Raw genomic sequence first — 20,949 nt, 5'->3', positions numbered from 1 at the left:
TTTATAGTCCGTAATCATCCAGCCGGTCCTTTGCCAGCTCACGCTTTTCCTGGTGTTCTGTCAGGAATTCGGTCATCAGTTCTGCAGCAAGGGATTTGCAGGTGCCACACATACGTTTTCCGCAAACACATTCATCGTAGATTTCTTCAAGTTCCTTATCGTCTTCTACGAGGTGGAACATAAGGAGTTCAAAGGCAGAACAGTTATTTGGATCTCCTCCAAGCTTTTTCTGTTCCTCAAGTGTCATCCTGCCGCCGGTCTTGGCACGTTTTACTTTCTTTGCAGCGGCCTTTGGATCTTCCTTTAGTGAAATGATACTCTCAGGGACACTGCTGGACATTTTACCTCCCTGCAGTCCTGACATAAATCTGTGGTAGGTGGAAGATGGCGGTACAAAAGCATAGCCTCCGTATTCGATCTCAACTTCCCTTACAGTATTCAGGAGTTTGTTATAATCATCAGTTCCGAAGACATCAACATGTCCTTCGAAAAGTTTTGTATCCCATGGCAGTCTTTCCGCGACATCCGCAAGTGCGCCTTCAGGAGCAGCCTTGCTACGAACACTGAAGTACTTGTTATTTTTCTTATCCTCGCGGCCTTCGATCCTGAACATGTTCATCTTGTGTGCGATACCACGCGTCAGGCGCATGTGTGGGTCCTGGTCCGCACCTACTGGAATTACCGTAGGTTTTGGACCACCATATTCTGAGAGCTGTGGCTGGAGTATATCCGCACTCTGGGAAAGGGTGCTTGTCATGTGTGACACGCTTGTCTCTCCACTAAATCCATAGATCGCGCTTAGCTCGGAGAAGTTCGTTTTTGAACCGAGTTCGAACGTAAGTTCCTTGACATTCTCGGATTCTGACTGGAAGTAAATGTGGCCGTTTGGCTCGAAACCAAGGGCTATCAGGCTTACGATGTAATCTTCAATTCCGATTTGACGGCATTTTTCCCATGAAACACCTCTTACGGAGTAGGCTTCCCTGTCTGCGATGCCCACAAAAGCATCACCTCCCATTTTCTGGTGCCAGATGATCTCTTCCATGACCATTTTGTGTCCGAGATGGCCGCCTCCGGTGGGCATGAAACCGCTCATGACCGAAAAAGGGTCCTTGTTCTTCATTGCATCTGTTATCAGGTCATAGCTCCTGTGGCCGAAGATTATCTTCCTGCGCATGTACCTGTGTGGGTCAGGGAGTTCAGAGCAAATGTCCTCGAATGGAAGGATTCCGAATTCATCGAACAATTTTGAGTAATCGTCAATATTGACTGAACCCCATGGATCAAGTTTCATATTCATGTGCTGCCTCTGTCAAATTCCGCTTAAGATTTTGTTATTATCCTTGAATAGCTGAACGTATATATCGGTTACCTGATAAGATCGAAGTCGTATGGTGTTCCGGCATCTTCAGGTATCTTCGATACAAGGTTCAGGTAGTCCTTCTCCTGCATCAGGCAGGAGTGTCGCTCTCCTTTAAAGTCACTGACCTTGCGTATCCTGCTCCAGATCGTCCTGAGATCATCTGTCTTGATGTTCCCGAAACTGAATGGTATGTATGGGCAGGGTTTTACTGATCCTTCCACGCAGACATGTAACCAGCGCTGGCCAGCCATACATCCCAACATCTCGCCTTCAAAGTATGTGTTTGCGAATATTCTGGGTCCGTCCTCGGTAGCATTTATCCTACGGTACATTTCCATTATGACTTCCCGGTCCTCGTCTGTTATGATAGGGTCTTCGGGTTTCTTTGGTACGGATTCCCACAATGAGAACTCATGCACTCCAAGCTCCTTTGCGAACTGGTACATTGATGTCAGTTTCTCCATGTTCTTCGGGGAAACGTGGGTGCACATTGTAACAAGCAGCCCTGCGTCAAGTCCATATCTAATGGCATTGGTCGCTTTTTCAAAAGCACCTTCCAGCTTTCGGATGTCATCGTGCTCTTCAGGAACGGTGGAATATATGCTTACCAGGAGGTTGTGAAGTCCGACCTCCTTTAGTCTTTCAGCAACTTCCGGTGTCATATCTGTGCCAGGTGTGTACATGTTGACAATGGCACGGTCCTTGTCAACGTAATCAATAAGTTCGAATATATCTTCTCGAAGAAGGGGATCTCCTTCGGTAAATGTGATGACCACGGCTCCCATGTCAAGAGCCTCATCGATGGTCCGTTTTACCGTATCGACATCGAGGTCGCCTTCACCGCCGCTGATCACGCAATGGTCACATTTACATCTGCACTGCCTTGTGATCTCAAAGGACACCGTTTCTGGAATATACTTTCCAAGCGCGATCTGTGTTTCGGCATAGAGGAGCCTATTGAAGACCTTGCCCGGTATTGGTGGTAACCATGTGGATGCTATGACCCTGTCTTTTTCAACAAGGGCTGGTTTTTCTGCTTCAAGGGTAGAATTGAATTTTTTCAGGAAAGGGGAACAAACACCACGCAAATGGCCTTTTGCTTCCAGTTGTAGGAATCCGTTCTGATGCTTCAGGTCAATGGTAAGGCCCGGGAGTGAAAGTACTGTAATGTCTTCTTCACTTTGGTCCATTTCTGTTTTTCTGTCCGTGTTAGCCATTTCAAAATCCTCTCTATGTCAGGTCTTACAACCTTTTGCATCATGATCTATGGATGCCTTTTGGATATGTATTAATAATGGTCTCTAAGAGATTTCTTTTATATTTGTATAGACCATCGGTTAGGCATTGTTGGTATTTGTTATTTGCAAAAAAATGAACTCCGAAACCGGTTTTGCCAGTTTCGTTCTGCTCTGTAAAGAATACAACATTATTGTTTGGAAAACCGCTTTCAACAAGTCCATCGAACTCTGGTATTGAAATTGGTTTCCGGTCCATCTAAACCCTCTTTATATCCTGTTTCCTTTGTTATCTGCCCCTGGACAGTTTTATCCCGGGCAGACAGTTTGGAAAGGGCTAGATCAATAATGTTTATGATCAAAGAACGCTGCTTAAGAAGCGCGTTCTGCAAATGCAAGGTTCCCGCTGATCCTCTTGATCTTGATCTTTACGACATCGCCTTTTGCAGCGCCTGGGACAAATATGGTGAACTTGGCAAGTTTAGCGATTCCGTCTCCTTTTGAACCAACGGCATCGATCCTGACCTCGTACTCCTCGCCTTCTTCGACTGCATCGCGGGGTGTTGCAATTGTGGTCCTCCTCTTTTTAACAGGACGGTGTGCACCACAAGCTGAGCACTTTAATATCATTATCCTGTCAGATTTGACAAGCTGGGTATCCGGGCGATTACATTCGGAGCATATGACATACTCTTCAACGTAGGCGTCGATATTTGATTTGATATTCTCTCTTGGGAATTTACCCTGGAATATTGCACGGTTTCCATCAAGCTTTCCGGCAGTTCCCATTTCCCTTGTGAGGTATTTCATAAGGTGGTCCGGATCCCTGTTCAGTACGTCCGCAATGTTCCCAAAGTTCTCAAGGACGGTGGTCTTACCTTCCACAAATATCCTGGGTTCGGGAATTACGAAACGAACATCCGTAGTTTCCACATCTGGCAGGTTTTCAATTGCCCTTTCCAATAGCGCTTCGTAATCATCCATTTTGATACCCTCTTTTTTGATAAGTGTTCTGTTTACTGTACCAGTTCCATACCCTGATCGACAACGATCCTTACAGGGGTTGGCAGTTTCTGGCCAGCTTTTCGGAGAGCATCTTTTGCCATTGGGAAGTGCTCTTTGTTAACAGATATTGTGAATACTTTCTGTCCTGCAGCAACTCTTGCTGCTGTTCCTACATTCTTTCCCCATGCTGCTCTCATTCCACTTGAGACACGGTCTGCTCCTGCTCCGGTAGCCTGCTTGTTCTCTCTGAGAACTTCGTGTGGGTATACTCTGAGCTTCATGTGGTAGCCTGCTCGACCTGCTGCTGTTGTCATTGATCTGTTTGCAGTGATACGTGCAGCTTCGAGAGCTGTGTGCCTGATCTGACATCTTTCATCTGAGATCAGTGTGACCTTCACCGGGAATTCAGCTGTCTTGTTTCCATCATCGTAGTGGATTACGTGACTGCCTGGAACACCGCCCATATATTTTCGTCTTGTGTTTGAGCGTGATTTTACGTTTCTGTACATACTTGCTGGTTTTCTTACCATGAGACTGAACCTCCTTAATATGATCTGTGTGATCTTAAGAACGCATTGGGTTTCCTGCTTTTTTGATCTGGTCGCCAGATCGTTGTTCTGGATATGTTGGCAACGCGTCTTGAAAATCTTTAAGTTGTAAATGTGTCAATGATGCATCCCCCTACTACTTAGGGGTTTATAAGTCTTATCAATAGAAAATGTATTTTCCTTTTTTCCCGTGCTATACTAAATTACATCTTATATATCCAGGTTTTGGGAGCATCTTTAGTATTTATATTGAAAAAGGTATCTTCTGGAAATCAATATATATTGCATGCCTATAATTTGTCATATGGACTCTGTTACTCATGAGCACAGGAAAGATGCCCGGAAAAGTCTTGGTTTTTATTTGATCTCAATATCTACCTCAAGGTTTGCCAAATATGGATCAGCACGCTCTCCCGAAGATGCTGAGGATATATCCGGCGAATTGATGGTGGAACTTGTGAAAAAGAATGGTCATCATGTACTGGGTTATGAGCTTGTTTCCGATGAGAACTCGGATATAAAGAAAGCTGTTCTGGATGCCCTGCAAAAAGAAGCCGACATTATTGTCACTACTGGTGGCACCGGTCTGACTCCCACTGATGTTACCGTCGAGTCCCTGGTGCCGATGTTCGAGAAGCAGATGCCCGGATTCGGGGAACTTTTCAGATACAAGAGCATTGAACAGATAGGTTCTGCAGTTATACTGACCCGCGCTGCTGCCGGGATCATAAGGGATAAAGCGATCTTCTGTCTTCCCGGATCACCTGGTGCAGTTGAACTTGCACTCTCAGAGATCATCCTTCCGGAAGCAGGTCATGTTGTAAAACACATAAGGTGAATATTTATAGTACGCGAGTTCACATAATATCTATATTTATATAGTCCCCGCAAAGATATATTATTAATATGATTATCCCTTATGACGTATCCATAAGGGATATAATATAACAGGTACGATTTGAATGTGGATCAAATCTCACTTAATTTACTCTGAAGTAATGCAAAGTCAGGTCAAATCCGGTGATCTCATGCATTCGCATTGACAAGTCCGTTGTAGGAAGGTTTACATGGCTGAATATTTGTTTGGTATCAAAGAACTTGACGATCTGATCGGTGGTGTTAAAGAGGGCACCAACCTGATGCTTATCGGTCCTCCTATGAGTGGAAAGGATGATCTCGTTAATACTATTATATGCAATGGGCTTAAACAGGGTGATTCTTCCATTATTGTCTCTACTCGTGAGACCGGGGAGCGTGTATTGGACTGGTTCTCAAATAACGGTCTGGATACTGACAATGCAGATCTCGGTGTTGTGGATTGTGTCACGAAAACACTTGGTATCTCTGCATCGGATAAAGATCATATAAAAAGGGCAGCTAGTCCTGTGGATCTCACTGGTATCGGGGTAAGGATCGGTCAGTATTTCGAGGAGTTCCTTGTCCAGAAAAAGGCTCCTGGTTTGAGATTCTGTATCAATTCCCTTTCTACTATCCTGATGTATTCCAATCTTCAGACATTGTTCAGGTTCTTACATGTTTTCACAGGTCGTGTTAAAGCATCAAATTCCTTTGGCATCTTCATAGTGGAAGATGAAATGCATGATGCACAGACCGTAGCTACCCTGAAACAGCTTTTTGATGGTATGATAGAAATAAGGGAAAATGATGCCGGTTATTCTATCAGGATATTGGGCATTACTCCAAAACCTACTCCCTGGTATGAGTTTGAGGTCGACGGCAGTAATGTAACTATTGAGAAGCCTGAATAATTCTTTTCTTCAATTAACTGGTTATTTTGCATTATCATATGCAAATACTGCCGCAAGGTATAATTGGCATAAATTTTGTGTAGGTTCATATGGATAAAGAAAAGCTGTACAAACTGAGGTCTGAAGCAACCCACATAAAGCCTATACTAAATGTAGGCAAAGGCGGGGTTTCTGACCAGCTGATAATCGAACTGAAAAAGGTCATTAAAGACCGGCATCTTGTCAAAGTTAAGGTCTTAAAGAGTGCTTCTTACGAAGAAGAAGATGGAATTGATGGCATTGCTGAAAAGCTTGCAGATGCTACAAGGTCAACGATCATTGATGTAAGGGGACATTCAGTAGTACTTTACCGTTAAATTTCAGAGTTTCTTCAGACATTCTCCCCTGAAATGATCTCAACTTTTTGCAAGGTGATAAGTTCTTTTGGGATCATCCTGCAAAGTTCAGGGAGAATCTTTCTTATCTTTTCTTCGGAATCGACTGCTTCCACAACAATTGGCAGGTCTGTGCCGAGTCTCAGAATGCTTGTTGTATGTATCTTGCTATGAACTCCATATCCTTCGATGCCATGAAGAACGGTTGCACCGGAGATCTTTGAATCCCTCATAAACTCAAGTATCTTCTCATGTGCAGGTTTTCCATCGCAGGAATCGTTCTCACTAAGGTATATCCTGAGAATAGCTGATGTCATATGTTTATCTCTATTTTTCAAATTAGATTAAACTTGCTATGTGCTGCCCGATGTAAACGCCTGAAAGGCAAAGCAACAGGTTGAGTGTTATATTGGATGCAAATAGTGGTGTACGACCCTCTTCTAGCAGCTTGAAGCTTTCATATGCAAAGGTTGAGAATGTTGTGAAGGAGCCGAGGATGCCTATGTTGATAAGGTGAAAGCTGGCGTATGGTACTGAGAGAAATGTCAGTGTGGATAGTATGGTGCTTCCGATAACATTTACAAGAAGGGTTCCTGTGGGAAGTCCTTTCATAACCGGTACGGTCCCCGAAACAAGATACCTCAGGCAGGCTCCTATGGAACCTCCAAGCCCCACAAGCAGTACTGCTTCAATTCCCATGGGCACTTCCTTTCCTCCTGAACAGGTAGATAATAATGGCTCTTCCAAGGAAAACTGCCAAAATGGTCAGTGCGAGATTGATTCCGATATTAAATATCGCAGAGGTCCCTCCGAGGTTGTAGGTTTCAACGGCGAAAGTAGAAAAGGTCGTAAAGGCTCCCATAAACCCTGTTCCAAATGTCAGTCGTGTCCTCTGACTGATGTGGCCAAGGTAATCATAATCATACATCATCATTCCCAGAAGAAGGCTTCCAACCACATTCACGACCAGTGTTCCATTGGGTGAAATGGTGCTGGCTGAGACTGCATATCGGGATACAGCACCTAAAAATCCTCCGAATGCTATACTTGCTAGGTCCTGTGTTCGTTCCGGGAGTGTCATTTATGAAATTGAAGTTCAATGCAGGAAGCGTCTTAAAAAGATCAGCCACCCGATACAGGTGGGAATATTGCGATCTCATCGTCATCATTGACAATGGTATCCAGTCCTTCAAGGTGCAGGATATTGTTCCCATTTATGAGTATGTTGATGTAACTTCGAAGTTCCTTTTTCCCTTCGACATCATTGAATATCAGTTCCTGAAGTTGTGGGTATCTTGTGAGCAGACCGCCAAGGATCTCTTGTATGTTCTCTCCTTGCATCTCCATTTCAGACTCTCCTGCTGATTCCCTGAGATTTGCAAATAACTTTATTTTTGCCATAACCATGAGAATTTCTGACTACTGCATATTAAATAAAACTAATCCAAATACGTCTAAAATTACTTTTCAGTAGTATATTGTAAATGTCAATAGTAAGTTGTCAATTATAAGTTAATTAAAAAAGTTGAATTTTGGTGGGATAGCGCGGATTTGAACCGCAGTCCAAGCGTCCCAAACGCTCGAGGATCGACCAGGCTACCCTACTATCCCATCGTGTTCATTGCATGCAAAAGACCTCGCACGCATGCCTTCGGAGGCACGATTCCCTAAATAGAAGTCATAGTAGATATACTTAACTATCAGGTTTCGCATATTTGGCATTTTATTGGCAAATCTCAATGGTCTTTGTACAAAAATTACTGCCAATTATTGTTTCTTTATATTCAGTTTGACCGCAATTTTGTATATGCGGTCAGAAATCCTCGATTTTTTCCTCTGGATTGCGGGGAGTGGTGGCATCTCACTCCCAGCGTTTGTAGGCATCATTGTCGACACCTATGAGGTCAAGTGCCCGTCCTGCCATGAAATTGATTAGGTCGTCTATGGACTCCGGTCGGTTGTAATATGCAGGAGATGCAGGTAGCAGGATCGCTCCGGCATTATGTGCTTTTAGCATATTCTCAATATGGATGCCGCTGAGTGGGGTTTCCCTGGCCATCAGGATGAGCTTTCTCCTTTCCTTAAGGCACACATCAGCTGTGCGTGCAATGAGGTTGTCTGAGGTCCCGTTTGCCACTGAAGCGAGTGTTTTCATGCTGCAAGGTGCCACTATCATACCTGCGAAGGGGTGGGATCCGCTTGCTATGGGTGCGGTGAAGTCATTCTCATCATGGACCGATGTTGCCAGTTCTTTTATACCTTCCACTGTCAGGTCGGTCTCTACTTCGATGATCTTCTCTGCAGCCTTTGTGAGTATCAGGTGGGTGTCTATATTCATATCTGCCAGGATCTCAAGCAACCGGACACCATACTGTACGCCGGAGGCTCCGCTTATCCCGATAACTATCTCCTTCTTCCTCTCCCTCTCCATTATTGTTTCTCCTTCATTGATCCTATGAATTCATTGATCAGTTCGTTCGAAGCGGACAGCACTTCTTCGATCTCTTCAAGTGTAATATTCTCAAAATTTATTCCTACGGTAACAACTGTTGTGCTATGTGTGGCCGAACTTATACGTCTTGCAGCATCAAGAGCTATGGCGTCATCCCTGTGGGATGGCAGGGTTATCACCGATGAGGATGCATGTCCGGGTATTCTGTCATAGTAGCCCACGGCTACAGCTCCAATATGTCCTCTGCCACCTGTAAGTGTTATCACAAGGTCTTCGCCGATGAGTCGGTGTTCAAGTAAAAGTTCTCCTCTGCTTGTCTGTGTTCTCATTTCCTGCAAAGTATCACCTCATAGGTCTGTAAGTCTGAACTGCTTTGTTCCCTTCTTTGTGTCAAAGAATTCCTGTGCAGCCTTCCTGACAGATTCTCTGTGTTCCTTGATCGTGTATACTCCCATTCTCCAGTTATCCTGGTGGGCATTCTCTATTGTAGCCACGATATTGGATGCTTCATCAAGTCTCAGCATCTTCCCGTCGACCTTGATCAATGCCTTCATTTCTGCTATCTCGGGTCGCTTTGGGATGTCAATCAGGATCTCGCTGCTGTCGATGCCAACCATCTCTGCGATCTCATTTTCTACTCGGTCTACCTTTCCCCTGTAACGAAGGACGTTCTCACCAACAACATCAATGCCAACATGAAGGGCACGTTTGTAAAGCCTTCTTTCATCAAGTCGTTTTCCAAGTTCGCCTGCATATCCCTCGTCTGCCCTGATCATCTCGAACAACCTTGCATCTTCCATCTGGCGCAGTTTGAACGGGTCGAGTGTTTTCTTGTTGATGAGGTCCTGGACCGCCCTCGTGAACATCGTTTCGGCTATCCTGGATACGTGGTGGTAATAGACCGAGGGGTGCATAAGAAAACGTGAAACAAGAAGCGATTCTGCAGCCTTCAGACCTCCCAGGCCGACAACCAGATTGTCCTCGTAGAACTGCATCTCATGTATCAGGCGTGCATGGTCCACAAGTCCGAATGCAACACCTGTATAATGTGCATCCCTGACCAGGTAGTCCATACGGTCCACATCGATTTCGCTATTAACTATCTTTCCCAGTGAAGTTTCACCCTTTATGTGGTCTGCAATGGTCACAGGATCAAGTCCGTGTTCGTCCAGTATCTCTGCGATCTCGCCTTTTTTGAGGATTGGTTTCACATCTTCATGTCTCTGGCGTGTATATTGTTTTATGATACTCTCTGTGACATGTGAGAGTGGCCCGTGGCCGACGTCATGGAGAAGTGCAGCTGCACGGATCTCATCCTTTTCATCTTTCTCGATAGAGTTTAGCTGTGATGTCAGGGTAGTTGCAAGGTGCATTACTCCAAGGGAATGTTCAAAACGAGTATGGTTTGCTCCGGGATATACAAGATTGGACAGACCCAACTGCTGAATTCTCCTCAAACGCTGCATTTGGGGTGTATCTATCAATGATAATACAAGCTGGTCCAGTTCTATGTACCCGTGTACCGGATCCCGAATGACTTTCATATGGTTTAAATAGTCTTCATGGTATAATGCTGTTCCGTTATTTGATGGAAACAGAGGTTGTTTTATGATCGTATTGTCCGGTGGAACAGGAACTCCCAAATTGATCGATGGCTTAAGACATGTCCTTCCTGAAGGTGATGTCACCGTGGTTGTGAACACAGCTGAAGACCTGTGGGTCTCAGGAAATCTGATCACACCTGATATTGATACTGTGCTCTATTTGCTTTCTGACAGGATCGATAAGGGAAAATGGTGGGGTGTCAGGGATGATACATTCAGTACCCATGAGGCGATGAAGCTTGCCGGTCATGACGAAGGGATGATGATCGGGGATCTTGACAGGGCTACGCACATCATGCGGTCTGAACTGCTAAGGCAGGACCTTTCCCTTACGGAAGCTATGCAGAAAATGGCTTCTTCATTTGGGATCAAATCCCGTATATTGCCAATGTCGGATGATCCTGTGTCCACAATGATAACAACGCCATCCGGCAGGATCCATTTTCAGGATTTCTGGGTAAAACAGCATGGTGGTCCTGAGGTCTTAGAGGTTTCACAGGATGGCATTGAGGACGCATCCATATCTCCGGGTGTAATTGAAGCTCTTGAAAAGGAGGATGATGTCCTGATAGGTCCCAGTAATCCCATCACAAGTATTGGTCCGATCATTAACCTACCTGGTATGCGTGACATCCTCAAAGGGAAGAAAGTGGTTGCAGTAAGTCCTATCATAGGAAAAGAACCAATAAGCGGGCCTGCAGGAAAATTGATGAGTGCCTGTGGCTTCGATGTTTCTTCCGTAGGGGTTGCAGAGTGCTACAATGGTCTCCTTGATGCAATGGTCCTTGATGTAAGGGATGAATCGGCAGGAGATGCCATAAAAGACCTGGGGATCGATGTCTTCTTTACGGATACTATGATGAGGTCGGTGGGAATTAGCAAAGATCTTTCAGAAAAGATAATTGATATTTTTAATAATATCTAAAAATTATATTATTGTGTAATATACAGTACCGCATTAGTGTATTGACATCATCTCTAAAAACAGTCATTTGAGTACTATGCTGATGAAAGGTGGCATGAGCGGGTTGGGGAGTGGGGGTACTTGAAAAGAAATTAGGGTCCCGCTCATTACACAAAGAATACTATTTGGTAATTGTATATACACTTTACGGCAAATTATACCTTCGTATAATATACAAATCTAATATACAATAATTTGTTACAGTATTTTCAGGAACATCTACAAAAAAACAGTTTATTCGGTAAAAAATTGATGAAAGGTGGCATGAGCGGGTTGGGGAGTGGGGGTACTTGAAAAGAAATTAGGGTCCCGCTCATTACACAATTTGGACTATTTCCTAATTGTATATACACTTGACGGCAGAACAGGTTATTTGGATATTTATTTACTATACAATTCTTAATATTATAATGAAGTAACGGCGTTACTACTGAAACCAATTTGTTTATTTTCAATGTGTTGAAATTGCCTCTAATGGATCCAGCCCGGCTGCGCGCTGGGCAGGGTAAACGCCTGCGATCAGGTTGAGCAAAAACACGACTAAAACAGTTATAAGTATATCTGAAATGTTGATGATAACCGGTATCTTCTCGATGCCATAAAAATCAGCAGGAACCGGATAGCTTCCGATCGCCAGGGCAATGGCAGTTCCAAGCAGGCAGCCTGTGAGAGCACCGATCAACCCCAGGATGCCGCTTTCCAGTATGAATATCCTGCGTATGACGGAAGCAGGTGCTCCCATAGCCATCAGGACTCCTATTTCCTTTACCTTCTCCATTACCACCATGTTCAGTGTGCTGACCACTCCGAACGATGCTATCAGGAGTATGAGTGCGAGTATTATGTTGTTGGATGTTGTTTCAATGGTGATGGTCTGGAGTATCTCCGGATTTGTCTCTGTCCAGCCAGATGCTTCGTAACCGAGAGCTTCGATCTCTTTTGCGACCTTCTTGTCTTCATTGTAGTCTGCCAGACGGATATTTATCACATTGATGGCATCACCACTATCATAGAATTCCTGTGCTGTCTTCAGGGATGTGTATGTAAGTACATCATCGGCAGGTGTTCCTGTGTCAAAGATCCCTACTATTTCATAGGATGCCGGTGTTGCTGTGGGGAAGTTCACGGATATCTCATCGCCGATGTTCACTTCAAGGTCCTCTGCAAGGCTGTCACCTACCACAATTGTATTCTTGGAGTGGATAAGCTTGTAGAGATCCCCTTCTATCATGTCCTCTGAGATGTGGGATACGGAATCTTCTTTTTCAGGCTCTATTCCTCTCATTAAGATGTTGAGTGTTTTCTCCTTGTATCGAAGACTAGCTTCTCCATCCAGGGCAGGCGAGGTTCCCACCACCCCCTCGATCCTTTCTATGCGGGGTATGATGCTATTGTAAAAATGGATGTATTCCTCTTCCTCAGCAGGGGTAACCACCACATGTGGGAGGTTCTCGACGGTCACATCATAGATCTCTTCTGTGAATCCTGCCATAAAAGCGTTCGAGATCACGAGTATTGTGACCGCGATCCCAATGGCACTTATGGATATGAGTGACTGACGACGCCTGCTTTTGAGATGTCTGAGGGCAATGAACAGCTCATATGGCATTTGAATTACCTTCTATTATGCATGTCTTCTGCGGAACACAAATGCCACAGTGGCAAGAACAAAAGCAGCTTCTGTGACCAGAAATGATGGTATGCTGTTATCCTCTTCCGCTTCTTCAGGAATATTATTTGATATGGTCACACTTTCTTCCACGTCGATAATGGTTTCCTGAATGTCGAGACCGTCTCCATCATTACCTATGATCTCGATAACAAGTTTGTACTTTCCTTCCCGGAGCCTGTTATCCCAGATGGTCTCTACTGTTTCGTCATCATCTGTGAGCAGTATGGGTGATCTCATGATCGCGGATTCGACGACATTCTCTCCGTTCTCATCATAAACTGTGAACTGGACATACCCGTCAAAAGGCACCTGTGAATTTCCTGCAATGGTAGCACTTGCACCGATCTCATCCTTGTACACATCGGTGATCTTTGCATCGTCCATTGAAGTGAAACTGTCTGTTACCACAATAGCGCTTTTTTCATTGGATGGCCTGACCTTGACAAGTCCGGTGTATTCCTTATTGTTCAATAGAAGTGTGTTCCATCTCTTATGGACTGTAAGGGGAGTTGTATGCACGGACACCTTCTCATCCTTTGCACGGTAGATGACATCAAAACCGTCCACAAGCATGTATTCTATATCTACGAGGCTTGCATCAACTGGTCTTATGACTGCAGTCACCCCTTCGGAATTGGCAATAGTGCCTTCTATTACGACTTCCGGGATCACCTGCCTTCCGTGAACAAACTCATATTCGGTAGAATTTAGCTCCTTTTTATCGTTAAGGACCTGTGCACGTACTTCATATGCACCATCTTCGGCAGTCTTTGTTTCCCAATGGACAACTTTTATGACCCTGGAATTCACGCTGATACTGTCAATAGGTATGGTGGCAATATCGATGATCCTCTCTTCACGCACAAGCTGTACTTCAAGGATGAGGTTTTCTAATGCTGAAGAAGATGAAAGTGTTATATCACAGGAATCAATGCTGCTGTATATCTCTTCGATCTCGATCATTGTATCAGCATCATTCCCGGTGTTCGCTGATGCAAGGACTGTTGTTGCGAACAGTATTATCAGAGCAAAGATAACCAGTTTGCTTATTCCACCTTTCATGTCGTTTTCCCCTTTTTACTTAATAAAAAAGTATCCTCTAATAATATTTAAGAAGCATACATACAATGTATTATGTGAAAAACTAAAAACATGGGGACTGTTCGTGTGGGTACAACAGAAGAGATATTTGATAGTATCATCGCTAAACTGGAAGAACTGAGTGATCCCGAGGCCATAGAGGGTATGGCACATTTCTGGATCACGCCTGAAAAGTGCTACGGTGTATCAATTCCAGAGCTCAGACACCTTGCAAAAGAGACCGGTAAGGATCACAAACTGGCTCTCATGCTATGGGATAAGGGGTACAGGGAGACCATGATCCTCGCTTCCATGGTGGATGATCCAAAGCAGGTCAGCGAAAAACAGATGGAAGCGTGGGTCAGGGACTTTGATTACTGGGAGATCTGCGACCAGTGCTGTATGAACCTGTTCCAGAAAACCTCTCATTCTTCCAGGAAAGCCATCGAGTGGAGCTCCCGAAAAGAGGAGTTTGTGAAACGCTCCGGTTTTGTCCTCATGGCAAGAATGGCTGTGGCGGACAAAAAGGCGAATGATTCTGTTTTCGAGGATTTCTTACCGATAATTGAAAGGGAATCCAACGATGCCCGGAACTTTGTGAAAAAGGCCGTCAACTGGGCCTTAAGGCAGATCGGCAAACGCAACATCGAGTTGAACAAAAAAGCTATTGAAGTGTCACAAAGACTTACCGGTTCGAATCTTGCCAGTGCCAGGTGGATAGGTACCGATGCACTGAAAGAGCTTACCAGTGAAGCTGTCCAGAAGCGCCTTCACAAATGAGGTTTTGTGTTCTACTTACTGTATAATCGTTATTGGATGACTTCAAATCGATTCGTAGCTTAAGTAATGGCTATATAGCTACGAGTTATTCATTTGCATAGATACAGGAGATAAATTATCATGTCAAAATATACAGGTATGGGCATTCTGGTCCTGATAACCATCGTGGCGGTTACAATGGCTGCTTTTTCCATGGGCTGCACAGAAAATGGAACTATTGATCTTACTGATGATGTAGAGATCGTTGAATCGGGGGCGGTGTTAACTGAGGATGCAAATGCAAGTGAGGTCACAATGGAACAAAATGATCTCATTGTGCTGAAGCTTAAAGAGAACCCGACAACAGGTTATTCCTGGGAGGTCACGGTCCCTGAAGGTCTGACACTGGTGGAAGACGATTTTGTAATTGCTCAGGAGGATGAAGATCTGGTGGGAGCAGGTGGCATCCATGAGTGGAAGTTCCAGGCAGAAAACGAAGGGACCTACGAGATCTCTGCGATCTACAAGAGATCCTGGGAAAACACAACCGGTGATGAAGATACATTCGGCATGACCGTAACTGTCCTTGCTTCAGGTGAACATGACGGCGAGGATGATGCTGATGGAGATGATATGATCACCGACGTTGATGACACTGAATACATCATTCGTGATGCTATGGTCGATGACATCGAAATCTTCATGATGGAGTCATTCCCACTGCAGGTAAGTGTGAGTGCCACAGGATACCTTCCTGATGGATGCACTGTGATCGATGAGGAAAACATCGAGGTCACAAGGGATGGGAACACCTTCAATGTGGCCCTGAAGACCAAGAGGCCGACAGATGCCATGTGCACACAGGCACTTGTGCCCTTTGAGGTGAACATCCCTCTGGAAGTGTATGGTCTTGAAGCAGGTGTCTATACGGTGGATGTGAACGGTGTGACGGATACCTTCGAGTTCACTATGGACAACGTGATGGAGTGAGGTTTTAAGGAAACCTCATTCTTTTTCAGAGACTCTTCTTCTTTCTTTTGAGTTCTTCTTCTTCTTCTTCTTCTTCTTCTTCCGGGAACATTCCGAGCCTTACCCTGATAAAGTCGTACATTTCCTGTGCTATGTCCGTATCACAGCAGCTTTCCACTCCTTCGAAGCCCGGTGATGAGTTCGCTTCACATACCTTGAAGTGTTCTCCGTCAAAGAGAAGGTCTATCCCTGATATCTCAAGACCAAAGACCTTTGCAGTTTCGGTAGCTAACCATTCAATTTCTGGTGTCATCTCAAAGGATCTGACCATTCCTCCTCTTGAGAAGTTAGCTTTGAAATCTCCTTCCTGGGCGACTCTTTCCATACAGGCAACGGCACGTCCTCCAATGATGATTACACGAAGGTCACGTCCCATACTGGATTTGACAAATTCCTGAATGATGAAATTAACGTTGCTCCTTGTTGAACGTATGAGTTCCATCAGGTCTATGAAGTTGGATTTGTTCTCGGAAAGGAATACGCCACTTCCCATTGACCCTGAAAGTGTTTTTACAATTAACGGGAATCCAAATTGTTCTTCAACAAGGTTCACATCAATGGGATGCTTTGCAAGCATGGTCTTTGGGAATGCGATATCCGCCTCTGCAAGTATCTGCTGGGAGTACAGTTTGTCCTTTACTGTTTCAATACTGTGGGATGAATTGAAAGTATGTACTCCAAGTCTTTCCAGATGTCTTATGATGGCCAGTGCAAAATATGATGTTTCTGCTCCCATTCGGGGAAGAATGAAATCAGGCAGTGAGACCGTTTCCCCGTCTAAAAGGACACCTTTGCGATCATCTCTTGTGACAATGAGTTCGAACTGTTCCGGCGTTAACACCTTCATTTCAATATTGTTCTTTTCAGCAACTTCAAGAAGACGATTGATCTCGTATGTTTCAGGTTTTAATTCCAATTCGGAATGTTTGTATAAGATCCATCCTTTCACGTTTTTCCCTCGTTTTTATGCGGGAATAGCTTTTGTAGATATAAGGAATTTGGCTGGATCGTGGTTGGTTATCTATTAATAATCGTGTTTCTTAATGATTTGTATATTAATTCGGGAATCTGGGAAGTTAAGGTCAATGTCTAAAATTGAGATCGGTTGCTGTGGAGCTTATTGCAAGACCTGTCGCGAATTAAAGAACAAGAACTGCCGCGGATGCAGGCTGGGTTATGAAGGTGGGGAAAGGGACATCAACAGGGCTAAGTGCAAGATGAAGCTGTGCTGTTTCAGGGATAAGGGGTATGGGACCTGTGCCGATTGCCCGGAATGGGAGTCCTGTGAGATCGTTCAGGAGTGGTACAAGAAAGGCTATTCACGCGGGAAGTGCAGGCAATCCCTCGAGTTCATCCGAAAGGAAGGGTATGGGGAGTTCATTAAAAGAGCTGACAGGTGGAAGAATCATTATGGGAAGCTGGATTGAATCTCAGTGGAAGTTTGTCCTCTCAAAAAACACATTAAAACAAGACGCCGGGGTTGGGATTTGAACCCAAGCACTCCGTTAGGAGAAACAGGTCTCGAGCCTGCCGCGTATAGACTCCGCGGCTGTTAATTCACCGTTGGATTAGTCCGCTCTGCCACCCCGGCATTGTTGTTTCTGAAAGCGTTTATGGCTTATATAGGTGTCGAAAAAGTGGGTCAGAAGTCGAAAAGGGAACTCTGGTTCTTTGGTTTTGTCGGGTCTTCCTTTGGCTTGTTTTCGGAGTCCGGCAGTCCTATCCATCCGTACTGGCCTCCGCCTCCGGGGTGGATGATGACCTCGCCGTTGCGGAATGCAAGTATGGCATCCACTATTCTCCTGTCTACGATGCCAAGCTGGTCGGGGTTTGTATCCAGGAGGACCGTGACCTCGTTGCCGAACTTTTCCACAAGGGATTCCCAGGCTGTTCTCACGCCTTTGGTGGTGATGCTGGCATGTCCCAGTGCCATCATGATGATCTCTGCAAGGGGTGCCAGGTGGAGGTAGTCAGGACGGTGGTCGGGGTGTACCGGGGTTTCCAGGTCGGCAAGTTCGTTCACCCTGTCGTATACGCCTTTTTTGACCTGTCCCCTGCACTGGGGGCAGCGCCAGTTATTCTGGACGGCTTCCTCAAGGGTGTAGTGGGTGAAGCACTTGATGCACGCGGATTCGTTGTACTTTCCCTCTTCCGGGAAGAACCCTACGTTCAGGGTGGCTTTGTAGCCTTCCTTGCGGAGGATGGCTTTTTCCAGTCCCTCGAAATCGATGGATGGAACCTCAAATCTGGTGAACTCTCGTGCCAGCTTGTTGGACCAGGGGGAGTGTGCATCCGAGTTGGTCAGGAAGGTAAGTCTGTGAAGTTCACTGATGCGGTCTGCGTAATCGGTATCGGCGCTTAGTCCCAGCTCCACGAAGGAGACGTAGTCGGTGAGGTCACCGTAGCAGCTATCGAGGGAGTCATGATATGCATACAGGGCTGTCCATGGTGTGAATGCATGGCAGGGTCCGATCATTGCACCGATGTCCTTTGCGATCTGTGCTATCTCGCTGCCGTCGAGTTTTACCGTGGGTCTGCCATCAACTGCCAGGTCGGCATATTTTGACATGGTTTCTGCCAGCTCTTCGGCCTTTGAGATGGAAGGTAGGATCAGAAGGTGGTGGACGCGGTTCTTGTCCTCTATCTCTGTAGTTGGAATAAAATAAGTACCATTGATGAGAATTGTCTCATCATCCGTAGCTGCTGTTTTAATGTCATCGAGCCATTTCGGGTGGATACAGTCGCCTGTTGCCACAAGGTCGATGCCTTTTTTCTTAGCCTCTACGGCAATTGTTGGCAGCTCCATCTTATTGGAGCACGCCATGGAATATTTAGAATGGAGGTGGAGATCAGCATTGATCTGCATGTTCCCACCTTAGCCGATGTATCTTAGGTCTTCTTCAACGGCCGTATCTCTCAATACGCCCTGTTGCTGTTGCTTTGCTTCCATGAGGTTAGCAACGATCTTCTCCATGTCCTTTGCACGCTCTTCGAGTTCATCCACCTCGACCTCTATGTTCAGGAGCTTGCTTAAGATAGCTAGGAGTGATTGTGCACTTTTCGGGTCAACCAGATATCCTGATGTCAATCCCATTAAACATGCAGCTTTCATATCCTTGAACTTACTGAGTCCAAGTAAGAGACCTGATGCACCTACGATACCTCCTCCGGGTTCGTTAGGTTTGAAAGTAACGCCTAATTCCTTCAGTTCCTCGATAAGCTCTAGATCATTGGCAGCACCCATTACTTCATCGGTGTGCTCCAGCTTGCCTGTTGGGTATCCTCCAAGGGTGAATATCTTAGATACGCCCAGTTCGGCGGCAAGATCGATATAGATGCCTCCAAGTTCATAATGACCATCTGTAGTTGTGCTCTGATGGTCTCCTCCAAGGAGTACAAGGTCCCTATCGTCAGTCTTGCAAATGTACACTTCGTTATTGACAAGTTTGACCGTACTTTCCTCGCTTACCATTACCTGTGGTGGAAAATGAGGGGAATAAATCTCAAATATTTTTTCTGCTTCCAGTTTCTCGATCAGGTGATCGACAACAAGCTTTCCAACATGCCCGACTCCCGGAAGGCCAACAAGTAGTATGGGGTCGTTTAGCTGGATCTCATCTTTAAGGCGGATCACAGTTGTTTCACGCATGTTCCGTTTCCCTCCTTTTGGAGATTCGGCGGTATTTGCCATAGGGATCAAGCGGGGAAAATCGTGCCGGGAGTGGATTCCCTGAAGGTTCTCCACACTCCGGACAGTTCTCTTTCAATGTGTAAACATTGCATTGAACACATTTTCGGATCTTGTTTCCCAATGGAACATCACGCCTTTGTTGATTCGATATGTCGGTGGAAAATTCCCTTTCCTTCCTTCTTTTCGATATAGTCAATAGCTTTCTCAGCAGCTTTCTTCAAAACAGCTTCCGCGGTCTTGTAGTCAGGTGCGATAACCTTTATTCGGTATCTTGGTGCGCCTGTGTATGTGACGTCTATCCTGACATCATCATCTTTCTTGATCTTGGTAGCTGATTTGAGGGATTTCTTGATAATATCGATCCCATCAGGGCTATTGGAGGTAAGATCCACGTATCCTGCGATGTCTACGAATGGAAGTTTAATATTTTCCTGAGCGATGTCTGCTATCTTTGCGGCCAGCTTCTTGCTGATGGCCATGCCTTCAAAAGCTTCTTTGCCGTTGATGGCAGCTTCTTCAAAGCCAGTATAGCAGCTTCCGAACTCTTCCATAAAAATGGACCTTATTTCGCCCATCTTTTCCGCGCTTGTCTTGGTGTCCTCAGCAACGAACTGGAGCCACTTCTCAGCTTTCTGTTCGTTCTTCCAGTCCTGGATCTTCGCACGTTTCTGGTGTTCGTTGACATCCTTTAAAGACAGGTCAATGTGACGTCGGTTAGGGTCTACGTCCAGCACTTTGCAGACGATCTTCTGACCTTCCCTTACGTAATCACGTACATACTTGACCCATCCGGCCTTGATCTCGGAGATATGGATAAACCCTTCTTTACCCCCGTATTCCTCAAGGGTTGTATAGGCCCCAAAGTCGACTACGTTCTTTACAGTACAAACTACAAAGTCGCCGCTTTCTGGCCAGTTATTATTATCCATTCTACACCACTTTATTCAAGGACTTCCAGGATATGTGTTGTAATTGTTGACTTTCCGCCGGTGGATTCTGCGAGTGTTCTTCCGCATACGAGGCATGTGACCTTGCGGCTTGCACTACCGAAGATAACCTGCTCGTTGGAGCAGTCGTTGCATTTTACACGTAAGAATCTGCTTTTTGGTTGTGTCATTGTTATCATTCCTTAAACTCGAATTTCTTTGCTCTGAAGCATGGCCTCTGGTGTGACTTGTTGCACTCGGCGCAGCGGTATTTGAGCTGTACTCTCTTGGTTGGTTTGTCTCCTCCAGGAACCTTTGAGAATTTACCACTGTTTCCGATGCCTGATTGCCTCTTCTTCTGTCTGGCAATGTGTGTCATAGCTGATGCCTTGCCTTTCTTTACTCTCTCTGCAATGTGTTCAGTATGTTTTTTGCAGGATGGGCAATATGTTCTGAACCTCTTTGGAATTTTCATTAT

The 20,949-nt window shown here is 45.2% G+C and carries 28 protein-coding genes and 2 tRNA genes; 7 read left to right on the top strand and 23 right to left on the bottom strand.

What is annotated here, in order from left to right; genetic code table 11:
* Position 1: 1 nt before the first annotated feature.
* The 5 genes from J7W08_RS08530 to J7W08_RS08510 all read right to left on the bottom strand — a co-directional run bounded on the left by J7W08_RS08530 (position 2) and on the right by J7W08_RS08510 (position 4,133).
* Positions 2 to 1,300 carry a tryptophan--tRNA ligase gene (locus J7W08_RS08530; RefSeq protein ID WP_233084082.1) on the bottom strand — a complete coding sequence of 433 codons (1,299 nt, stop codon included), beginning with the start codon at positions 1,298 to 1,300 and terminating at the stop codon, positions 2 to 4.
* Positions 1,301 to 1,368: 68 nt separating this feature from the next.
* Complete coding sequence (locus tag J7W08_RS08525; RefSeq protein WP_233084081.1) at positions 1,369 to 2,580, bottom strand: radical SAM/SPASM domain-containing protein; 1,212 nt, start codon at positions 2,578 to 2,580, stop codon at positions 1,369 to 1,371.
* Between the two features lie 40 nt (positions 2,581 to 2,620).
* The gene (locus J7W08_RS08520; RefSeq protein WP_233084080.1) at positions 2,621 to 2,857 is read right to left on the bottom strand and encodes a DEAD/DEAH box helicase family protein; all 237 of its coding nucleotides are present in this window, start codon (positions 2,855 to 2,857) and stop codon (positions 2,621 to 2,623) included.
* Positions 2,858 to 2,970: 113 nt separating this feature from the next.
* Positions 2,971 to 3,582 (bottom strand): translation initiation factor IF-2 subunit beta, encoded by a 612-nt coding sequence (locus J7W08_RS08515; RefSeq protein ID WP_233084079.1) that lies wholly within the window; start codon positions 3,580 to 3,582, stop codon positions 2,971 to 2,973.
* A gap of 32 nt (positions 3,583 to 3,614) precedes the next feature.
* A complete protein-coding gene (locus tag J7W08_RS08510) occupies positions 3,615 to 4,133 on the bottom strand; it encodes a 50S ribosomal protein L16 (protein ID WP_233084078.1) in 519 nt (172 codons plus the stop codon).
* Positions 4,134 to 4,455: 322 nt separating this feature from the next.
* Here J7W08_RS08510 and J7W08_RS08505 point away from each other — a divergent pair, with 322 nt between their 5' ends.
* The 3 genes from J7W08_RS08505 (at position 4,456) to J7W08_RS08495 (ending at position 6,276) form a co-directional block, all read left to right on the top strand.
* Entirely contained in the window at positions 4,456 to 4,989 is a 534-nt protein-coding gene (locus tag J7W08_RS08505) for a MogA/MoaB family molybdenum cofactor biosynthesis protein (protein ID WP_233084077.1), read from the top strand.
* Positions 4,990 to 5,218: 229 nt separating this feature from the next.
* A complete protein-coding gene (locus tag J7W08_RS08500; protein ID WP_233084076.1) occupies positions 5,219 to 5,920 on the top strand; it encodes an RAD55 family ATPase in 702 nt (233 codons plus the stop codon).
* 89 nt (positions 5,921 to 6,009) lie between these two features.
* Positions 6,010 to 6,276: a YhbY family RNA-binding protein gene (locus J7W08_RS08495; protein ID WP_233084075.1), complete on the top strand. Its 267-nt coding sequence runs from the start codon at positions 6,010 to 6,012 to the stop codon at positions 6,274 to 6,276.
* 14 nt (positions 6,277 to 6,290) lie between these two features.
* Here the strand turns inward: J7W08_RS08495 and J7W08_RS08490 are convergent, their stop codons facing one another.
* The 8 genes from J7W08_RS08490 to J7W08_RS08455 form a co-directional block, all read right to left on the bottom strand.
* Positions 6,291 to 6,611: a DUF190 domain-containing protein gene (locus J7W08_RS08490; protein ID WP_233084074.1), complete on the bottom strand. Its 321-nt coding sequence runs from the start codon at positions 6,609 to 6,611 to the stop codon at positions 6,291 to 6,293.
* Between the two features lie 22 nt (positions 6,612 to 6,633).
* A complete protein-coding gene (crcB, locus tag J7W08_RS08485) occupies positions 6,634 to 6,993 on the bottom strand; it encodes a fluoride efflux transporter CrcB (protein ID WP_233084073.1) in 360 nt (119 codons plus the stop codon).
* A complete protein-coding gene (gene crcB / locus J7W08_RS08480) occupies positions 6,983 to 7,375 on the bottom strand; it encodes a fluoride efflux transporter CrcB (RefSeq protein WP_233084072.1) in 393 nt (130 codons plus the stop codon). Before crcB (J7W08_RS08480) ends, crcB (J7W08_RS08485) begins: the two co-directional genes overlap by 11 nt.
* 41 nt (positions 7,376 to 7,416) lie before the next feature.
* Positions 7,417 to 7,695, bottom strand: a complete 279-nt coding sequence (locus J7W08_RS08475) for a ubiquitin-like small modifier protein 1 (RefSeq protein ID WP_310742484.1) — start codon at positions 7,693 to 7,695, stop codon at positions 7,417 to 7,419.
* A 132-nt stretch (positions 7,696 to 7,827) separates the two neighbouring features.
* A tRNA-Pro gene (locus J7W08_RS08470) sits at positions 7,828 to 7,905 on the bottom strand.
* Between the two features lie 250 nt (positions 7,906 to 8,155).
* Positions 8,156 to 8,725, bottom strand: a complete 570-nt coding sequence (locus J7W08_RS08465) for a UbiX family flavin prenyltransferase (RefSeq protein WP_233084070.1) — start codon at positions 8,723 to 8,725, stop codon at positions 8,156 to 8,158.
* Positions 8,725 to 9,075, bottom strand: coding sequence for a prenylated flavin chaperone LpdD (lpdD, locus tag J7W08_RS08460; RefSeq protein WP_048196265.1), 351 nt, complete (start codon positions 9,073 to 9,075; stop codon positions 8,725 to 8,727). Before lpdD ends, J7W08_RS08465 begins: the two co-directional genes overlap by 1 nt.
* 18 nt (positions 9,076 to 9,093) lie before the next feature.
* Complete coding sequence (locus tag J7W08_RS08455; protein ID WP_233084069.1) at positions 9,094 to 10,290, bottom strand: HD domain-containing protein; 1,197 nt, start codon at positions 10,288 to 10,290, stop codon at positions 9,094 to 9,096.
* Between the two features lie 64 nt (positions 10,291 to 10,354).
* Here J7W08_RS08455 and cofD point away from each other — a divergent pair, with 64 nt between their 5' ends.
* Positions 10,355 to 11,275 (top strand): 2-phospho-L-lactate transferase, encoded by a 921-nt coding sequence (gene cofD, locus J7W08_RS08450; RefSeq protein ID WP_233084068.1) that lies wholly within the window; start codon positions 10,355 to 10,357, stop codon positions 11,273 to 11,275.
* 490 nt (positions 11,276 to 11,765) lie between these two features.
* Here cofD and J7W08_RS08445 read toward each other — a convergent pair whose 3' ends face one another.
* Complete coding sequence (locus J7W08_RS08445; protein ID WP_233084067.1) at positions 11,766 to 12,923, bottom strand: ABC transporter permease; 1,158 nt, start codon at positions 12,921 to 12,923, stop codon at positions 11,766 to 11,768.
* 15 nt (positions 12,924 to 12,938) lie between these two features.
* Positions 12,939 to 14,048 carry a hypothetical protein gene (locus tag J7W08_RS08440; RefSeq protein ID WP_233084066.1) on the bottom strand — a complete coding sequence of 370 codons (1,110 nt, stop codon included), beginning with the start codon at positions 14,046 to 14,048 and terminating at the stop codon, positions 12,939 to 12,941.
* Positions 14,049 to 14,138: 90 nt separating this feature from the next.
* Between J7W08_RS08440 and J7W08_RS08435 the strand changes: the two genes are divergently transcribed.
* Together J7W08_RS08435 and J7W08_RS08430 are read left to right on the top strand one after the other, a co-directional pair.
* Positions 14,139 to 14,846 (top strand): DNA alkylation repair protein, encoded by a 708-nt coding sequence (locus tag J7W08_RS08435; RefSeq protein WP_233084065.1) that lies wholly within the window; start codon positions 14,139 to 14,141, stop codon positions 14,844 to 14,846.
* A 120-nt stretch (positions 14,847 to 14,966) separates the two neighbouring features.
* Positions 14,967 to 15,815, top strand: a complete 849-nt coding sequence (locus J7W08_RS08430) for a protease inhibitor I42 family protein (protein ID WP_233084064.1) — start codon at positions 14,967 to 14,969, stop codon at positions 15,813 to 15,815.
* Positions 15,816 to 15,840: 25 nt separating this feature from the next.
* Here J7W08_RS08430 and J7W08_RS08425 read toward each other — a convergent pair whose 3' ends face one another.
* Complete coding sequence (locus J7W08_RS08425; RefSeq protein ID WP_233084063.1) at positions 15,841 to 16,803, bottom strand: ATP-grasp domain-containing protein; 963 nt, start codon at positions 16,801 to 16,803, stop codon at positions 15,841 to 15,843.
* 136 nt (positions 16,804 to 16,939) lie between these two features.
* Between J7W08_RS08425 and J7W08_RS08420 the strand changes: the two genes are divergently transcribed.
* Positions 16,940 to 17,281, top strand: coding sequence for a DUF3795 domain-containing protein (locus J7W08_RS08420; protein ID WP_233084062.1), 342 nt, complete (start codon positions 16,940 to 16,942; stop codon positions 17,279 to 17,281).
* Between the two features lie 45 nt (positions 17,282 to 17,326).
* Here the strand turns inward: J7W08_RS08420 and J7W08_RS08415 are convergent.
* The 7 genes from J7W08_RS08415 to J7W08_RS08385 form a co-directional block, all read right to left on the bottom strand.
* A tRNA-Ser gene (locus tag J7W08_RS08415) sits at positions 17,327 to 17,445 on the bottom strand.
* A 51-nt stretch (positions 17,446 to 17,496) separates the two neighbouring features.
* Positions 17,497 to 18,720, bottom strand: coding sequence for a TIGR00375 family protein (locus J7W08_RS08410; RefSeq protein WP_233084061.1), 1,224 nt, complete (start codon positions 18,718 to 18,720; stop codon positions 17,497 to 17,499).
* Between the two features lie 9 nt (positions 18,721 to 18,729).
* Positions 18,730 to 19,503 (bottom strand): proteasome assembly chaperone family protein, encoded by a 774-nt coding sequence (locus J7W08_RS08405; protein ID WP_233084060.1) that lies wholly within the window; start codon positions 19,501 to 19,503, stop codon positions 18,730 to 18,732.
* On the bottom strand, positions 19,496 to 19,666 hold the full coding sequence (locus tag J7W08_RS08400) for an RNA-protein complex protein Nop10 (RefSeq protein ID WP_233084059.1): 171 nt from the start codon (positions 19,664 to 19,666) through the stop codon (positions 19,496 to 19,498). The genes J7W08_RS08405 and J7W08_RS08400 overlap by 8 nt, the downstream gene beginning before the upstream one ends.
* Positions 19,667 to 19,673: 7 nt before the next feature.
* Positions 19,674 to 20,474 carry a translation initiation factor IF-2 subunit alpha gene (locus J7W08_RS08395; protein ID WP_233084058.1) on the bottom strand — a complete coding sequence of 267 codons (801 nt, stop codon included), beginning with the start codon at positions 20,472 to 20,474 and terminating at the stop codon, positions 19,674 to 19,676.
* 11 nt (positions 20,475 to 20,485) lie between these two features.
* Positions 20,486 to 20,671: a 30S ribosomal protein S27e gene (locus J7W08_RS08390; protein WP_048195503.1), complete on the bottom strand. Its 186-nt coding sequence runs from the start codon at positions 20,669 to 20,671 to the stop codon at positions 20,486 to 20,488.
* Positions 20,668 to 20,946: a 50S ribosomal protein L44e gene (locus tag J7W08_RS08385; RefSeq protein WP_048195501.1), complete on the bottom strand. Its 279-nt coding sequence runs from the start codon at positions 20,944 to 20,946 to the stop codon at positions 20,668 to 20,670. The genes J7W08_RS08390 and J7W08_RS08385 overlap by 4 nt, the downstream gene beginning before the upstream one ends.
* Positions 20,947 to 20,949: the final 3 nt, after the last annotated feature.

Source organism: Methanococcoides orientis (genome assembly GCF_021184045.1).
GTDB lineage: Archaea > Halobacteriota > Methanosarcinia > Methanosarcinales > Methanosarcinaceae > Methanococcoides > Methanococcoides orientis.
Note: the sequence above shows the minus strand (reverse complement) of the source record. Positions and strands in the feature narration are given on the sequence as shown.

Coding starts and splice junctions, on each gene's coding strand:
- J7W08_RS08530 (WP_233084082.1), bottom strand. CDS start 1,300: ATGAATATGAAACTTGATCCATGGGGTTCAGTCAATATTGACGATTAC.
- J7W08_RS08525 (WP_233084081.1), bottom strand. CDS start 2,580: ATGGCTAACACGGACAGAAAAACAGAAATGGACCAAAGTGAAGAAGAC.
- J7W08_RS08520 (WP_233084080.1), bottom strand. CDS start 2,857: ATGGACCGGAAACCAATTTCAATACCAGAGTTCGATGGACTTGTTGAA.
- J7W08_RS08515 (WP_233084079.1), bottom strand. CDS start 3,582: ATGGATGATTACGAAGCGCTATTGGAAAGGGCAATTGAAAACCTGCCA.
- J7W08_RS08510 (WP_233084078.1), bottom strand. CDS start 4,133: ATGGTAAGAAAACCAGCAAGTATGTACAGAAACGTAAAATCACGCTCA.
- J7W08_RS08505 (WP_233084077.1), top strand. CDS start 4,456: ATGGACTCTGTTACTCATGAGCACAGGAAAGATGCCCGGAAAAGTCTT.
- J7W08_RS08500 (WP_233084076.1), top strand. CDS start 5,219: ATGGCTGAATATTTGTTTGGTATCAAAGAACTTGACGATCTGATCGGT.
- J7W08_RS08495 (WP_233084075.1), top strand. CDS start 6,010: ATGGATAAAGAAAAGCTGTACAAACTGAGGTCTGAAGCAACCCACATA.
- J7W08_RS08490 (WP_233084074.1), bottom strand. CDS start 6,611: ATGACATCAGCTATTCTCAGGATATACCTTAGTGAGAACGATTCCTGC.
- crcB (WP_233084073.1), bottom strand. CDS start 6,993: ATGGGAATTGAAGCAGTACTGCTTGTGGGGCTTGGAGGTTCCATAGGA.
- crcB (WP_233084072.1), bottom strand. CDS start 7,375: ATGACACTCCCGGAACGAACACAGGACCTAGCAAGTATAGCATTCGGA.
- J7W08_RS08475 (WP_310742484.1), bottom strand. CDS start 7,695: ATGGCAAAAATAAAGTTATTTGCAAATCTCAGGGAATCAGCAGGAGAG.
- J7W08_RS08465 (WP_233084070.1), bottom strand. CDS start 8,725: ATGGAGAGGGAGAGGAAGAAGGAGATAGTTATCGGGATAAGCGGAGCC.
- lpdD (WP_048196265.1), bottom strand. CDS start 9,075: ATGAGAACACAGACAAGCAGAGGAGAACTTTTACTTGAACACCGACTC.
- J7W08_RS08455 (WP_233084069.1), bottom strand. CDS start 10,290: ATGAAAGTCATTCGGGATCCGGTACACGGGTACATAGAACTGGACCAG.
- cofD (WP_233084068.1), top strand. CDS start 10,355: ATGATCGTATTGTCCGGTGGAACAGGAACTCCCAAATTGATCGATGGC.
- J7W08_RS08445 (WP_233084067.1), bottom strand. CDS start 12,923: ATGCCATATGAGCTGTTCATTGCCCTCAGACATCTCAAAAGCAGGCGT.
- J7W08_RS08440 (WP_233084066.1), bottom strand. CDS start 14,048: ATGAAAGGTGGAATAAGCAAACTGGTTATCTTTGCTCTGATAATACTG.
- J7W08_RS08435 (WP_233084065.1), top strand. CDS start 14,139: ATGGGGACTGTTCGTGTGGGTACAACAGAAGAGATATTTGATAGTATC.
- J7W08_RS08430 (WP_233084064.1), top strand. CDS start 14,967: ATGTCAAAATATACAGGTATGGGCATTCTGGTCCTGATAACCATCGTG.
- J7W08_RS08420 (WP_233084062.1), top strand. CDS start 16,940: ATGTCTAAAATTGAGATCGGTTGCTGTGGAGCTTATTGCAAGACCTGT.
- J7W08_RS08410 (WP_233084061.1), bottom strand. CDS start 18,720: ATGCAGATCAATGCTGATCTCCACCTCCATTCTAAATATTCCATGGCG.
- J7W08_RS08405 (WP_233084060.1), bottom strand. CDS start 19,503: ATGCGTGAAACAACTGTGATCCGCCTTAAAGATGAGATCCAGCTAAAC.
- J7W08_RS08395 (WP_233084058.1), bottom strand. CDS start 20,474: ATGGATAATAATAACTGGCCAGAAAGCGGCGACTTTGTAGTTTGTACT.
- J7W08_RS08390 (WP_048195503.1), bottom strand. CDS start 20,671: ATGATAACAATGACACAACCAAAAAGCAGATTCTTACGTGTAAAATGC.
- J7W08_RS08385 (WP_048195501.1), bottom strand. CDS start 20,946: ATGAAAATTCCAAAGAGGTTCAGAACATATTGCCCATCCTGCAAAAAA.